Below are 13,458 nucleotides of genomic sequence, written 5' to 3'. Positions count from 1 at the left end.
GGCGGGTTCCTTGGGATGCGGTTCAAAGGCGCCAGGTCAGGCGCAGGCCCACTTCGCGCGGCGGGCTGTAGACGGTGACGATGCCGTTCTGGTAGCCCACCGCGTCGTAGCGGCGGTTGGCGAGGTTGTTGACGTAGGCGGCGATCTCGACCTGCCGCACGGTGACGCCGGCCGCCAGGTTGACCAGCGCGTAGCCGTTGCGGCGGTAGCGGTTGGCGGCGTCCAGATAGACCGGGCCGGTGCCGCTGAGCGAGGTCTGCGCGTACCAGCCGGCGGGGGCGTCGTAGCGCGCGGTCAGGTGGCCGTTCAGGCGCGGCGCGAACGGGTTCTGGTTGCCGCTGTAGTCGTTGGCGCCATCGCGGAAGTGGCTGAAGCGGGTGCGGTTCAAGCCCAATCCGGTCTGCAACGACCAGCCCTGGCCCAGCAGGTATTCGAGCTCGAATTCCGCCCCGATCGAACGCGCCGACGCGGCGTTGGTGACGTACACCAGGCCCGGCAGCGGCATCTGCTGCACCTGCATGTTGTCGACCGTCATCACGTAGAACGCGGCGGCGTAGCGCAGGCGGTTGCCGGGCAGCCAGCCCTTGGCGCCGATCTCGTACGCGCGCAGCGTTTCCGGCTGGTAGGCGGCGTAGTCGGCGGCCGGCGAAAACACGTTGTAGCCGCCCGCGCGAAAGCCATCCGCGACCGAGGCGTAGACCTGCTGGCGCGGCGCGAAGGCGTATTGCAGCGCCAGCTTGGGCGTGACGCGGGTCCAGTCGGCGCGGCGCGCGCTGTCGCCTTGCGGCGTGAAGCGCACGGCGTCGCGCTCGACGCGGGCGCCGGCCTCCAGGGTCCAGCGCTCGGCCAGCGGCACGGTCCAGTGGGTGAAGGCGGCGCCGGACTGGCCGCGCAGCCGCACCACGCTTTCGGTCAGGCCGCGCGGCATCTTCTGGGTGTTGCGCAGGTCATGGTCGTCGCCGTCGGCGTACAGCCCCGCCAGCCAGTGGGCGCGGCCCAGCGCGCCCTCCAGCCGCAGCTCCTGCGACAGATTGCGGAAATGGTGGTCGCGGGCGATGTGCAGCAGGTCGGCGGGCTGGAAATCGGTGTCCTGCTGCACGCGGTCGCGCAGGTCGTTCCAGGCCGTCACCGACGTCAGGCGCAGGCCGCCGTCCAGATCGTGGCGCAGCGACAGCGACGCGCTGCGGCCGATGGACCGGTTCCAGCTCGGCGTGCCGGACGCCACGGTGGCGCGCGAGGCCATGGGCGATCCCCACAGCGCGGCGCCGTCGCGGTAGTTGATCTGCGCATAGCGCAAGGTGGCGTCGGTGCGCGCCGACGGCGTCCAGCGCAGCGCCAGCTTGCCGTTGCGCAGTTCGCGGTCGTCCTCGCGCCGGCCGGTGTAGGTGTTGTCGATGAAGCCGTCCTGGCCGCGCCAGGCGCCGGCCACGCTGGCGTAGAGCGTGTCGTCGATGATCGGCCCGCTCAGGTCGAAGCGCAGCATGCGCAGGTCGCGGCTGCCCACGGTGGTGGAGACGCTGCCGCGCAGGCTGTCGCCCGGCTGGCGGGTATGGACGTTGATGACGCCGGCTTCCGCGTTGCGGCCATAGAGCGCCGATTGCGGGCCGCGCAGCACTTCGACGCGGTCGATGTCCAGCAACTGGTCGTCGAAGCCCTGCGCCATCAGCGTGGGCACGCCGTCCACCACCAGCAGGGTCGAGGTCGAGAACGAAAAGAAGTTGGCCGACAGGCCGCGCATCACGGCCGCATTGACGCCGGCCTGGCCGAACGGCTGGAACGTCAGGCCGGGCGTGATGCGCTGCAGGCCCGCCAGGTCGACGACGCCCTGGCTTTCGAGCATGTCGCCGTCGAACACCGACAGGCTGCCGGGCAGCGATTCGAGGGCGCGTTCCTGCTTGTCGGCGGTGACGGTGATGGCGGGCAGTTGCGCGGCGGTCTGCGCCAGTGCGGCGGGCGTGGCGCAAAGCCACAGCGCAACCCAGGCGGCGCGAGGGTGGGGAAGAGGGCGATTCATCGGGATTCCTGTGCAAGCAGTCACGGCGGCCGAACGCGCGGCGCCGTCCCGAAGATGGTATTTTCTTATGCGAACGAATATCATTAGCATTCATATGCGAACCGGATGGATTCGTATGCATTCCGGCGCATCCGCGCCCGGGCCGATTCCTGGCCCCCGTCCCGACGCCATCCCGGCCCCGTCCCGCCACCCGTCATCCGCCGTCGAAACCATGTCCCTGCGCATCTCCGCCACGCTCGCCCAACCCGGTCCGGCCGCCCGTCCCGGCTGGTCGCGGCTGGCGCTGCCGGCGGATCTGGGCGAGTGCGTGGCCGACCGCCTGGACCTGGGCGAGGGCCTGGCCCTAGTGCATTCGCAATACACCCCCGTGCGCGACCTGATCGAGGAGAACGCCGCCGCGCATGGTGGGCGCACGCTGGTCATCACGCTGGCCCTGGGCGGGGTCTCGGCCTATCGCGGCGCCGATGGCGCCGAGCTGGATTTCCGCGGTGGCCAGACCACGGTGACAGCGTTTCGCCGTCACCTGGGCGAGCGCCGCTACCTGGGCGGCAGCACCGTCTCGCAACTGCGCCTGCTGGTGGGCGAGGCGGCGCTGCGCCGCTATGCCGGCGAGGCCCAGGCCGAGGCGTTGTTCGGCGCCGGCGGCCTGCGGCGGCTGGCGCAGGGCCGCACCAGCGCCGACCTTGCCGCCGTCGCGGCCGAGCTGGCGCGGGCCAGCGACCCGCTGGACACCCACATCAAGGCGTTGACGCTGCTGTCGCGCCAGTTGCGCGCGCTGGCGCCGACGCCAGCGGCGGGCCGGTTCAGCCAGGCCGACATCGCCCGGCTGGAGCGGGCCCATGCGCTGATGCGCGAACAGATGGATCGCGAACTGACGGTGCAGTACCTGTGCCTGGCGACCGGGTTGAACGAATTCAAGCTCAAGCAGGGCTTTCGCGCGCTATACGGCGACAGCCCCATGCGGCTGCTGACCGGCATGCGCATGCGGCGCGCGTGGGAATTGCTGGAGACCGGATGCCAGGTGGCGCAGGCGGCCTATCAGGTGGGGTATCGCCATCCCGCCAACTTCAGCGCCGCCTTCACCCGTTTCCATGGCCGCGCGCCCAAGTCGGTGTTCGGCAAGCGGCGTTGACGCGGCGGGCAACGATGCCGTAGCCCTTCGCGCGTGGGCCTGTCGCCTGTCCTAGTGCGCCGCCCGCATCCGCCGCCGCGACACGCTTTCCCACCCGGCCACCAGCATCATTATCAGCGTCGTCAGGCCCCCGACCATCAGGTTGTCGGTGACGAACGCGATCGGCGCCAGCGCCGCCAGCAGCGCCAGCCCGATCACGTGCGACAGCGGGAAACGGCCATACACCACCGTCTTGTAGATGCCGTTGCCCAGCAGGTACAGCGCCGGGCCGCCGAGCAGCGCGGCCGCCGCCGCCGTGACGATGCGGCCGTCCGGATGCAGGATGACCAGTTCGTTGGCCACCGCCGAGACGATCACGCCGGCGATCAGGATCACGTGCACGTAGTGGAAGTAGGCCCCGACCCGGCCCGGATCGGCGTGGTGCGCGATGGCCTCGCTGCCGTCCTTGCTGCTGGTGTCGAAGTACACCCACCACATCGCCGCCGTGCCCAGGAACGCGGCCAGCAGCGCGATCAGCGTGGGCGCGTCCCAGTGCGGGTGCTCGCCCAGCGTGGCGCCGGTGATCAGCAGCGTCTCGCCCAGCGCCACGATCACGAACAGCTGGCAGCGTTCGGCCAGGTGGCCGCCCTCGATGGTCCACTCGCGGGTGCTGGAGCGGCCCATGCCGGGCAGCCAGAAGCCGGCCATGGGCGACAGGTATTCGCAGGCCACCGCCACGATCCACAACGCCAGCCGCGTATCGCCCGAGGACAGGCCGCCGGCGATCCAGAACACCGCCGAGATGCACAGCCAGCCCAGCATGCGGCGGAAGTTCGGCGCCAGCGGATGCGACGGCCCCAGGTGCAGCACCACGAACAGAGTGCGGCCCACCTGGATCAGCACGTAGCAGATAGCGAAGACCAGCCCGCTCTCGCCGAAGGCGCCCGGCAGCACCGCCGCCGCCACCAGCCCGGCCAGCATCACCGCGAACAGCATCAGCCGCATCGGCACCGCGTCGGGATCGAACCAGTTGGTGACCCAGCAGGTGTATTGCCAGCCCAGCCACACCGCGAACCACAGCACCAGCGTGTGCAGCGCGCCCATCGGGGTCAGGTCGTGCAGCAGGCTGTGCGACAGCTGCGTCACGGCAAAGACATAGACCAGGTCGAAGAACAGCTCGACAAAGGTGACGCGGGCCTCGTGGCCGTCGCGATGGCGCAGCAGATGGGCGCTGGCGAGAAATGTCATGGCGGCGCTTCCTGTCCGGTGGAGGGGCGTCGCCAGATTACTCCCGGCCGCGCGGGCCGATCGTAAATAATTCAAAAGACGTGGCGCGCCCGCGACGCCTCAGTGGCCGGCCGGCGTGTCGCCGTGTCCGCCCAGCTCGCGGTTGCGCGAGCGCACCAGCGCGGCGGCCAGCGCCGCCGCCACGGCCGCGATCACCGCGCCGGCCAGGAAGGTCACGCGGTAGCCGCCCGCCAGCGCCGCCACCGGGGCCGCGCCGGCGCCGGCCAGCGCCGCCGTGCGCGCCGCGGCCAGGCTGGCCAGCACCGCCAACCCCAGCGCGCCGCCCATCATGAAGGCGGTGTTGACCACGCCGGACGCCAGGCCCGACTGGCTCGGCTCGACGTCGCTCATGGCGGCCAGCAGCATCGGGTTGAAGGCGATGCCCGCGCCCAGGCCCAGCAGCAGCATGCCCGGCAGCACGTCGGCCGTGAAACCGCCGTCGACCGGCGCGCGCGCGAACAGCGCCAGCCCCAGTGCGGCCATCAGCAGCCCGGTGGCCAGCGGCCCGCGGATGCCAAAGCGCATCACCAGCTTGGCCGACAGCCCCAGCGAGAACGCCGCCATGATCAGGTTGGCCGGCAGGAACGCCAGCCCCACCTGCATGGCGTCATAACCCAGCACCAGCTGCATGTACAGCGCCGACACGAAGAACCACGCGAACATGGCCGCGGCCCACAGCACCCCGACCACGTTGGCGGTGGCCACGTTGCGCAGGCGGAACAGCGCCAGCGGCATCAGCGGCTCGGCCACGCGCGCCTCGATCGTCAGGAACAGCGCCATCAGCAGCGCGGCCGCGCCCAGCAGGCCGAGCGACTGCGCCGAGGTCCAGCCGGCCTCGTTGCCGTTGACCACGGCATACACCGCCAGCATCAGTGACGCGGTGACCGCCAGCGCGCCGGCCACGTCGAGCCGGCCGCCGCCGGCCGCGCCGCGCGCCGCCGGCAACAGCCGCAGGCACAGCGCATACACCACCGCGCCGATCGGAATGTTGACCAGGAAGATCCAGTGCCACGACAGCGTGCTGGTCAGCAGCCCGCCCAGCAGCACGCCCAGGCTGCCGCCGCCCGCACAGACGAAGCCGTACACGCCCATGGCGCGGGCGCGTTCGCCGGCCTCGGTGAAGAGATTCATGATGAGCGACAGCGACACCGCCGACACCACCGCGCCGCCCAGCCCCTGCGCGGCGCGCGCGGCGATCAGCAGTCCCTGGCCCCGCGCCAGCCCACAGGCCAGCGAGGCCACGGTGAACAGGACCAGGCCCGCCAGGAACATGCGCCGGTGGCCGAGCAGGTCGCCCAGCCGTCCGCCCAGCAGCAGGAAGCCGCCGAAGGTCAGCATGTAGGCGTTCACCACCCACACCAGCGAGGTCTCGGTGAAATGCAGGTCTTCGCGGATCGAGGGCAGGGCGACGTTGACGATGGTGGTGTCCAGCACGATCATCAATACGCCCAGGCACAGCACCATCAGTGCCCACCAGCGTTGCTTGCCCTGTATGCCATGCGTCATGGATCTCTCGCTCCATCCGCTTGTGGCGGATGCGGTTGTCAGTGGTTGAGCCGCCCGCCGCTGACCATCCACCGCGTGTCGTAGCGGTCGATCAGCGCGCCGTAGGCTTCGGCCCAGAAGGTTTTCTGGAGCGGCATGGTAACGCTGCCGCCCTCGGCCAGCATATCGAACACGCGTTGCGCGTCCGAGACCGTGGGGTAGGCCAGCGACAGCGCCATGCCCTGCTTGCCGGGGTAGGGATGGCCGGCGGTGGCGTCGCTGGCCATCAGCACCTGTTCGTCCAGCGCCAGGCGGGCGTACATGATGCGTTCTGTGTCTTCGCCGGACAGCGCCGGCATGGCGGCATCGGCGGGCGCATCCGCGTAGCGGACCATGGCTTCGACGCGGCCGCCGAGCACGCGTTCGTAGAAACGCATGGCCTCGGCGCAGTTGCCGTCGAAACTGAGGTAGGCGGAAAGTTGGGGCATGGCGGGTTCCTCCTTTGTGGCCGATCCTGATTCTCGCATCCATGGCGCCGTCCGGGAAACCTCTTATTGCCGCCGGTCCGAGCCCATCCCTATCATTCGCCACAGGATCAGGACTGATCCGCACGCACCGGCACGGCTTGGTGCGGCAGTGCCCCGCAGCAATGATTGCTGCCCGAACCTTCGTCTGGCTATAGAAGCCCCCGACTCACACGCAACGCGTGGTCGGGGGCTTTTTTGTTTTCCAAAACGTTGCAGGGAGATCGCATGCAAGTTTCACCGCCGCCGGACGCCACCGCGTCCGCGATCCACGTGGCCAGTGTGCAGACGGCCCCCGTCATGGGCGAGGTCGCCGCCAACGTGGCCCGTTCCATCGAGCTGGTCGAGCAGGCCGCCGCGCAGGGCGCGCGGCTGGTGGTGCTGCCCGAGCTGGCCAACACCGGCTACGTGTTCGCCAGCCGCCAGGAGGCCCACGCCCTGGCCGAAACCGTGCCCGACGGCCCCAGTTCGCAGGCCTGGATCGCGCTGGCGCAACGCCTGGGCATCTACCTGGTGGCCGGCATCGCCGAGCGCAGCGGCGGTCGGCTGTACAACGCCGCCGTCATCGCCGGCCCCGACGGCTACCTGGGCACCTACCGCAAGCTGCACCTGTGGGGCGACGAGAACCTGTTCTTCGAGCCGGGCGACCTGGGCCTGCCGGTGTTCCATACCGAATTCGGCCGGCTGGGCGTGGCGATCTGCTACGACGGCTGGTTCCCCGAGGTCTACCGCCTGCTGGCGCTGCGCGGCGCCGACATCGTCGCGGTGCCCACCAACTGGGTGCCGATGCCGGGGCAGACGCCCGACGGCCCGGCCATGGCGCATGCGCTGGCGGCGGCCGGCGCCCACAGCAACGGCCTGACGCTGGTGTGCGCCGACCGGGTCGGCGTCGAGCGCGGCCAGCCCTTCGTCGGCCGCAGCCTGATCGTCGGCTCGCAAGGTTGGACCGTGGCCGGCCCCGCCAGCCACGACCGCGAAGAGGTGCTGGTGGCGCCGGTGGATCTGGCCGCCTCGCGCCGCGCCCGGCAACTGAACGACTTCAACCACGTGCTGCGCGATCGGCGCCGCGACCTTTACGACGAACTGCTGGGCGCCGCCGAGGCGCCGCGGCAGCGTTGAATACAACGGCGGACAGCCGGCCCCCAAGGAGAAATCCCCATGAAAAACCCCACTTGCAGCTTCCTCATCCGACTTTCCTTCATCGCCGCGCTGACCGGCGCGGCGGGCGCGCATGCGGCCGAGCCCTTGCGCATCGGCGTGCCGGTCGGCCTGTCGGGCGCCAACAGCGTGGTCGCGCCCGGCGTGGTGCAGGCCTCGCAGCTGGCCGCCGATGAAATCAACGCCGCCGGCGGCATCCTCGGCCGCCAGGTGGTGCTGGAGATCGCCGACGACGCCTCGGGCGCGGTCGGCGCGCAGAAGGCCTACGACACGCTGGTGTTCCAGAAGAAGGTGGACGCCATCATCGCCATGGAAACTAGCGCGGCGCGCAACGCGGCGCTGCCCATCGTCTCGCGCGGCAAGGTGCCGTACATCTACACCTCGTTCTACGAAGGCCGCTCGTGCAACCGCTGGATGCACGTCAACGGCTGGGTGCCCGAGCAACAGGTGGCGCCGGTGGTGGACCACTTCATGAAGGAACGCGGCGCCAAGACCTTCTTCCTGGTCGGCAGCGACTACGCCTTCGGCCGCGGCATGCTCAAGTTCACCCGCGAATACATCGAGAAGCAGGGCGGGCGCGTGGTGGGCGAGGAATACCTGCCCATCGACGGCTCCGACTGGACCCCGGTGGTCTCGAAGATCCGCTCGGCCAACCCGGACGCGCTGATCAGCTCCACCGCCGGCGGCGGCCCCAACGTCAGCCTGGCCAAGCAGGTCAAGGCGGCCGGCCTGACCATGCCCTACGGCAACCTGGCGATCGACGAAGCCACCGCCAAGACCATGGGCGACACGGCGGTCGGCATGTACCTGTCGGCCTCGTACCTGACCAGCATCGATACGCCGCAGAACCGCAAGTTCCTCGACGGCCTGAAGGCCAAGTTCGGCGCCGACGCCAAGACCGCCAACGAGTTCTCGGGCCCGCAGTACGAAGCCTTCTTCCTGTACAAGGCGGCGGTCGAGAAGGCTGGCGGCACCGATTCGCAGAAGGTGGTGCAGGCGCTGAGCGAAGTGTCGTTCGACGGCCCGCGCGGCCCGGTCAAGATGGACCGCCAGCGCCACGCCGCCCTGACCATGCGGCTGGGCCAGGTGCAGCCGGACGGCTCCATCAAGATCCTGCAGACCTTCAACCAGGTCGATCCGGGCGCGCAGTGCCCCGACCTGAAGTAACGCGCTAAGCCACACCCTGCGCGCCGCCGGTTCGCCGGCGGCGCAGGAGAACACAATGGGTTTGATGCTGGACATCCTGAGCACGGCCGCCATGCTGTTCATCGTGACGGCCGGGCTGATGATCATTTTCGGCGTGATGAAGATCGTCAATTTCGCCCACGGCGCCATCATCACGCTGGGCAGCTACGCCGCCCTGGTGGTGACGCGGCTGGGGCTGGACCCGTGGCTGGCGCTGCCGTGCGCGCTGGCGGCGGGCGTGCTGGTGGGCATGCTGGTCGAGCGCCTGATCGTGCAGCCGCTGTACAAGCGGCCGCTGGACGCCATCCTGGCCACCTGGGGCCTGGGCATCGTGATCGGCCAGCTCATCACCATGGCCTTCGGCCGCGAGGTGCAGTTCGCCGACGCGCCGATCCAGGGCGCGGTGCCGTTCCTGGGCACCGAATACTCGGCCTACCGGCTGTTCCTGGTGCCGGGCGCGCTGCTGCTGTACGTGGCGCTGACGCTGCTGCTGAACGGCACGCGCTTCGGCGTGCGGACCCGCGCCGTCATCATGAACGAGGACCTGGCGCGCGGCCTGGGCATCAACGCCGAACGCATCCGCTTCACCACCTTCGCGCTCGGCGCGGGGCTGGGGGCGCTGGCCGGCGCGCTCATCACGCCGCTGTCCAGCGTCGATCCGAACATGGGGCTGCCGTGGCTGGTCAGCGCCTTCATGCTGGTGATGGTGTCGGGCAACTCGATCACCGCGCTGCTCCTGACCTGCCTGGTCTATGGCGCCTGCCAGGTGCTGGTGGGCGTGTTCATCAGCCCGATCCTGGGCGGCGTCACCATCGCGGTGCTGGCGGCCCTGACCCTGCGCCTGCGTCCCAAAGGATTCGCCCATGACTGATTCCTCCCTCGCGCAACCGGCGCTGGCGACCCGCGCCGACCCGCGCCGCGCCGCCCGCGGCCGCGACCTGCTGTGGCTGGCGGTCGCCTGCCTGGCGCTGACCGTGGCCGGCCCCTGGCTGTTCGACACCTATCTGCTGAACGTGCTGATCAAGGCGCTGTTCTTCGCCGTGGCGGCGGTCACGGTGGACATCCTGTGGGGCTACACCGGCTACCTGACCTTCGGCCAATCGGCCTTCTTCGGCGTCGGCGCCTATGCCGCCGGGCTGGCCTTCACGCACTACGGCTTCTCGCCGGGCATCGCGCTCGCGGCCGCGCTGGTGGCGGTGGGGGCGGCCATGCTGCTGGCGCTGGCCACCGGCTGGCTGTCGTTCTACCGCGGCGCCTCGCCGTTTTTCGCCACCGTGATCTCGCTGGTGCTGCCCATCGTGCTGACCCAGGTCGTGCTGTCGGGCGGCACCTACACCGGCTCCTCGTCCGGCCTGACCGGCTACGACACCTTCGACCTGTCGCTGGAAGCCTGGTACGTCATCGCCGCCGGTGGCCTGTCGATCGTGGCGCTGCTGGCCTGGGTCGCGGTGCGCAGCGATGGCGGCCGCATCCTGGCCGCGCTGCGCGACAACGAGGGCCGCTGCAGCTACCTCGGGCTGAACACCGCCCACTGGCGCATCGCGCTGCTGGTGGTGTGCGGCGCGGTCGCCAGCCTGGCGGGCTTCGGCTACGGCGCCTTCAGTGGCGTGGTCGCGCCGGAACTGACCGGCTTCGTGTTCGGCACCGAACTCATCATCTGGGTGGCGCTGGGCGGACGCGGCACGGTGTGGGGCCCGGTGCTGGGCGCCGTGCTGATCAACGTGGCCGGCTCGTACCTCAGCGGCAACATGCCGTTCGTCTACCAGCTGGTGCTGGGCGTGACCTTCATCCTGGTGATCCTGCTGCTGCCGCGCGGGCTGCTGCCGCTGCTGCTGGCGCCGTGGCGCCGCCGGCGTGCGGCGCCGGTGCCTGAGCTGGTGGTACGCGCGCCCGCCACCGCGTCGGCGGCGGGCGCCGCTCCCGGCCACGGGGCCGGCGCCCCGGGCGGCGAGGGCGGCCTGGTGCTGGCCGGCGTGGCCAAGCGCTTCGGCAGCCTCAAGGTGCTGGAAGGCATCGACCTGCGGGCGCGCGGCGGCGAGCTGCTGGGCCTGATCGGCCCCAACGGCGCCGGCAAGACCACGCTGATGCGCTGCATCGCCGACGGCGCCGAACGCAGCGACGGCGCCGTCGAACTGTGCGGCCACGCGGTCAAGCGCGAAGGGCCCGAGCAGTGCGTGCGTTACGGCCTGGGCCGCAAGTTCCAGAACGCCAACATCTTCGACACGCTGACGGTCGCCGAAAGCCTGCGCATCGCCACCACGCTGCGCGAGCGGCCGTCGTGGCGGCGCCGGTCGCCGCGGCTGGCGCTGCCGGCCTACGCGCTGGAGGTGCTGCGCATGACCGGCCTGGACCAGCAGCTGGACCGCGTGGCGCGCGACCTTTCGCACGGCCAGCAGCAGGCGCTGGAACTGGCCATGGTGCTGGCGCTGGAGCCGCGCGTGGTGTTGCTGGACGAACCCACCGCGGGCCTGAGCAAGGACGAGCGCGCCCGCATCGGCCAGGTGCTGTCGGCCCTGGCCCACACCCACGGCCTGTGCTGCCTGCTGGTCGAGCACGACCTGGACTTCGTCGCCGAGGTGGCCACCCGCATCATCGTGCTGCACCAGGGCCGCATCGTCATGGACGGCAGCTTCCGCGAGGTGACCGAATCCGAACTGGTGCGCACTATCTACGCCGGCAGCGCGCCGGCCGGGCAGGGCGCCCAGGCCGGCACCCTCGGCGAAAACCCCGGCGGCAATCCGCCCGACCCGCAACCCACCCCGTCCCAAGGAGCCCCGGCATGAGCCACGCCGCCCCGGCCTTGCGCCTGGACCACGTCGCCAGCGGCTACAAAGGCGCCGTGGTGCTGAACGACATCTCGCTGTCCGTGGCCGGCGGCGCCTGCGTGGCGCTGCTGGGCAAGAACGGCATGGGCAAGAGTACGCTGCTCAAGACCGTGATGGGCTACCTGCCCAAGCTGCGCGGCAAGGTCAGCCTGGGCGGCGTCGACGCCACCCGGCTGCGGCCGCACGAGGTCGCCCGCCGCGGCGTCGCCTACGCCGCCCAGGACCAGCCGCTGTTTCCCGACCTGAACATCCGCGACAACCTGCGCCTGGGCCTGCCCAATGATCGCCTGTTCGACGAACGCTTCGGCGAGATCGCCGAGCTGTTCCCGGTGTTCTCCAGCCGCCTGCGGCAATACGCCGGCACGCTGTCCGGCGGCGAACAGAAGATGCTGCTGGTGGCGCGCGGCCTGATGCAGCGGCCGGCCTTGCTGTTGCTGGACGAAATCACCGAAGGCCTGCAACCCTCGGTGATCGAGCGGCTGGGACGCGCCCTGAACTGGGAACGCGAACGGCGCGGCACGTCCATGTTCATCGTCGAACAGAACGTGGCCTTCGCGCTGGACGTGGCCGACCGCTACCTGGTGCTCAAGCAGGGCGCCATCGTCGACCAGGGCGAGGCTGGCGCGCCCGGGGCCGCCGGCCATATCATGGACCACCTGAAAGTCTGAGCCCCGCATGAACCCCGTTCGAGCACAAGGATGCCCCTATGACCCCCCGCACTGACACGGACGCCGCCACGCCGGGATGGCGCATCGGCGTGCTGTATTCGCGCAGCGGCGTGACCGGCACCACCGAATCGCAGCACTTCTTCGGCACCGTGCTGGCGGTCGAGGAAATCAACGCGCTCGGCGGCGTGCTGGGCCGGCCGCTGGAACCGGTGGTCTACGACCCGCGCAGCGACGCCGAGGAATACCGCCGCCTGGCCGCGCGGCTGCTGCTGGACGACGAGGTCAACGTGATCTTCGGCGGCTGCACCTCGCATTGCCGCAAGGCCATGCTGCCGGTGGTCGAACGCAGCAACGCGCTGCTGTGGTACGCCTCGGTCTACGAAGGCTTCGAGTATTCGCCCAACGTCATCTACACCGGCGCCGCGCCCAACCAGGGCAGCATGCAGCTGGCCGCCTACCTGATCCAGCACTGCGGCAAGCGCATCTTCCTGGTGGGCGCCGACTACATCTACCCGCGCGAAACCAACCGCATCATGCGCGACACCGTCGAGGAGCACGGCGGCGAGATCCTCGACGAAACCTACCTGCCGCTGGGTTGCGACGAAGGCGAGATCATCGACGTGGTGCGCGACATCCGCCGCATCAAGCCGGATGTGGTGTTCTCCACCCTGATCGGCGACGACGCCCAGCGCTTCTACCGCCGCTACCACGCCGCCTGCGAGGCCGACCCGGGCGCGCCGCACATCCCCATCGCCAGCCTCACCATGGCCGAATCCGAGGTGGCCGAGATCGGCCCGGCCCTGTGCGCCGGCCACATCACCGCCGCCACCTACTTCAACACCGTCGACTCGCCCGCCAACGCCCATTTCCTGGACCTTTGGCGCGCCCGCTTCGGCGACCGGCCGGCCAGCGTCTACGCCGAGGCCTGCTACAGCCAGGTGCACCTGTTCGCGCGCGCCCTGCAGCGCGCCGGCAGCCTGGACACGCGCAAGCTGGTGCAGGCGGTGCACCAGGTGGGCTTTGACGCGCCCGGCGGCCGGCTGACCATCCTGGCCGAGAACAACCACAGCGTGCTGACCCCGCGCATCGGCCTGTGCCGCGCCGACGGCCGCTTCGACATCGTCTGGGCCAGCGGCGAACCGGTCAAGCCGGACCCCTACCTGACGGCCTTCGGCCTGGACGAGTTTTGGCTGGCATGAGC

General features: G+C 70.4%; 11 protein-coding genes. 7 read left to right on the top strand and 4 right to left on the bottom strand.

Features of this window, described 5'->3' with window-relative positions:
* Positions 1-22: 22 nt before the first annotated feature.
* Positions 23-2,014, bottom strand: coding sequence for a TonB-dependent receptor (locus AOZ49_RS17620; protein ID WP_054476859.1), 1,992 nt, complete (start codon positions 2,012-2,014; stop codon positions 23-25).
* Positions 2,015-2,225: 211 nt separating this feature from the next.
* Between AOZ49_RS17620 and AOZ49_RS17615 the strand changes: the two genes are divergently transcribed.
* Complete coding sequence (locus tag AOZ49_RS17615) at positions 2,226-3,146, top strand: helix-turn-helix domain-containing protein (protein WP_054476857.1); 921 nt, start codon at positions 2,226-2,228, stop codon at positions 3,144-3,146.
* A gap of 51 nt (positions 3,147-3,197) precedes the next feature.
* Here the strand turns inward: AOZ49_RS17615 and AOZ49_RS17610 are convergent, their stop codons facing one another.
* The 3 genes from AOZ49_RS17610 to AOZ49_RS17600 all read right to left on the bottom strand — a co-directional run bounded on the left by AOZ49_RS17610 (position 3,198) and on the right by AOZ49_RS17600 (position 6,385).
* Positions 3,198-4,373, bottom strand: coding sequence for a low temperature requirement protein A (locus AOZ49_RS17610; protein ID WP_054476855.1), 1,176 nt, complete (start codon positions 4,371-4,373; stop codon positions 3,198-3,200).
* Positions 4,374-4,472: 99 nt separating this feature from the next.
* Positions 4,473-5,918 carry an MFS transporter gene (locus AOZ49_RS17605; protein ID WP_054476853.1) on the bottom strand — a complete coding sequence of 482 codons (1,446 nt, stop codon included), beginning with the start codon at positions 5,916-5,918 and terminating at the stop codon, positions 4,473-4,475.
* Positions 5,919-5,956: 38 nt separating this feature from the next.
* Positions 5,957-6,385 (bottom strand): VOC family protein, encoded by a 429-nt coding sequence (locus AOZ49_RS17600; protein ID WP_054476851.1) that lies wholly within the window; start codon positions 6,383-6,385, stop codon positions 5,957-5,959.
* Between the two features lie 264 nt (positions 6,386-6,649).
* Here AOZ49_RS17600 and AOZ49_RS17595 point away from each other — a divergent pair, with 264 nt between their 5' ends.
* The 6 genes from AOZ49_RS17595 to AOZ49_RS17570 are packed head-to-tail and all read left to right on the top strand — an operon-like array spanning position 6,650 to position 13,456.
* On the top strand, positions 6,650-7,540 hold the full coding sequence (locus AOZ49_RS17595) for a nitrilase family protein (protein ID WP_054476848.1): 891 nt from the start codon (positions 6,650-6,652) through the stop codon (positions 7,538-7,540).
* Positions 7,541-7,579: 39 nt separating this feature from the next.
* Positions 7,580-8,746 carry a substrate-binding protein gene (locus AOZ49_RS17590; protein WP_054476846.1) on the top strand — a complete coding sequence of 389 codons (1,167 nt, stop codon included), beginning with the start codon at positions 7,580-7,582 and terminating at the stop codon, positions 8,744-8,746.
* A 55-nt stretch (positions 8,747-8,801) separates the two neighbouring features.
* Entirely contained in the window at positions 8,802-9,635 is an 834-nt protein-coding gene (locus AOZ49_RS17585) for a branched-chain amino acid ABC transporter permease (protein WP_054416553.1), read from the top strand.
* Positions 9,628-11,547 carry a branched-chain amino acid ABC transporter ATP-binding protein/permease gene (locus AOZ49_RS17580; protein WP_054476844.1) on the top strand — a complete coding sequence of 640 codons (1,920 nt, stop codon included), beginning with the start codon at positions 9,628-9,630 and terminating at the stop codon, positions 11,545-11,547. Before AOZ49_RS17585 ends, AOZ49_RS17580 begins: the two co-directional genes overlap by 8 nt.
* A complete protein-coding gene (locus AOZ49_RS17575) occupies positions 11,544-12,257 on the top strand; it encodes an ABC transporter ATP-binding protein (protein ID WP_054476842.1) in 714 nt (237 codons plus the stop codon). Before AOZ49_RS17580 ends, AOZ49_RS17575 begins: the two co-directional genes overlap by 4 nt.
* 38 nt (positions 12,258-12,295) lie before the next feature.
* Positions 12,296-13,456 carry a transporter substrate-binding domain-containing protein gene (locus AOZ49_RS17570; RefSeq protein WP_054431212.1) on the top strand — a complete coding sequence of 387 codons (1,161 nt, stop codon included), beginning with the start codon at positions 12,296-12,298 and terminating at the stop codon, positions 13,454-13,456.
* The last annotated feature ends 2 nt before the right edge of the window (positions 13,457-13,458 follow it).

Origin of the sequence: Achromobacter sp. 2789STDY5608615, assembly GCF_001298995.1 — a bacterium.
GTDB classification, from domain to species: Bacteria; Pseudomonadota; Gammaproteobacteria; order Burkholderiales; family Burkholderiaceae_B; genus Achromobacter; species Achromobacter insuavis.
This window is presented reverse-complemented; position numbering and strand designations above follow the sequence as displayed.

What these genes read in the sequence shown, in the direction of transcription:
- AOZ49_RS17620 (WP_054476859.1), bottom strand. Translation starts at nt 2,014, where the DNA reads ATGAATCGCCCTCTTCCCCACCCTCGCGCCGCCTGGGTTGCGCTGTGG.
- AOZ49_RS17615 (WP_054476857.1), top strand. Translation starts at nt 2,226, where the DNA reads ATGTCCCTGCGCATCTCCGCCACGCTCGCCCAACCCGGTCCGGCCGCC.
- AOZ49_RS17610 (WP_054476855.1), bottom strand. Translation starts at nt 4,373, where the DNA reads ATGACATTTCTCGCCAGCGCCCATCTGCTGCGCCATCGCGACGGCCAC.
- AOZ49_RS17605 (WP_054476853.1), bottom strand. Translation starts at nt 5,918, where the DNA reads ATGACGCATGGCATACAGGGCAAGCAACGCTGGTGGGCACTGATGGTG.
- AOZ49_RS17600 (WP_054476851.1), bottom strand. Translation starts at nt 6,385, where the DNA reads ATGCCCCAACTTTCCGCCTACCTCAGTTTCGACGGCAACTGCGCCGAG.
- AOZ49_RS17595 (WP_054476848.1), top strand. Translation starts at nt 6,650, where the DNA reads ATGCAAGTTTCACCGCCGCCGGACGCCACCGCGTCCGCGATCCACGTG.
- AOZ49_RS17590 (WP_054476846.1), top strand. Translation starts at nt 7,580, where the DNA reads ATGAAAAACCCCACTTGCAGCTTCCTCATCCGACTTTCCTTCATCGCC.
- AOZ49_RS17585 (WP_054416553.1), top strand. Translation starts at nt 8,802, where the DNA reads ATGGGTTTGATGCTGGACATCCTGAGCACGGCCGCCATGCTGTTCATC.
- AOZ49_RS17580 (WP_054476844.1), top strand. Translation starts at nt 9,628, where the DNA reads ATGACTGATTCCTCCCTCGCGCAACCGGCGCTGGCGACCCGCGCCGAC.
- AOZ49_RS17575 (WP_054476842.1), top strand. Translation starts at nt 11,544, where the DNA reads ATGAGCCACGCCGCCCCGGCCTTGCGCCTGGACCACGTCGCCAGCGGC.
- AOZ49_RS17570 (WP_054431212.1), top strand. Translation starts at nt 12,296, where the DNA reads ATGACCCCCCGCACTGACACGGACGCCGCCACGCCGGGATGGCGCATC.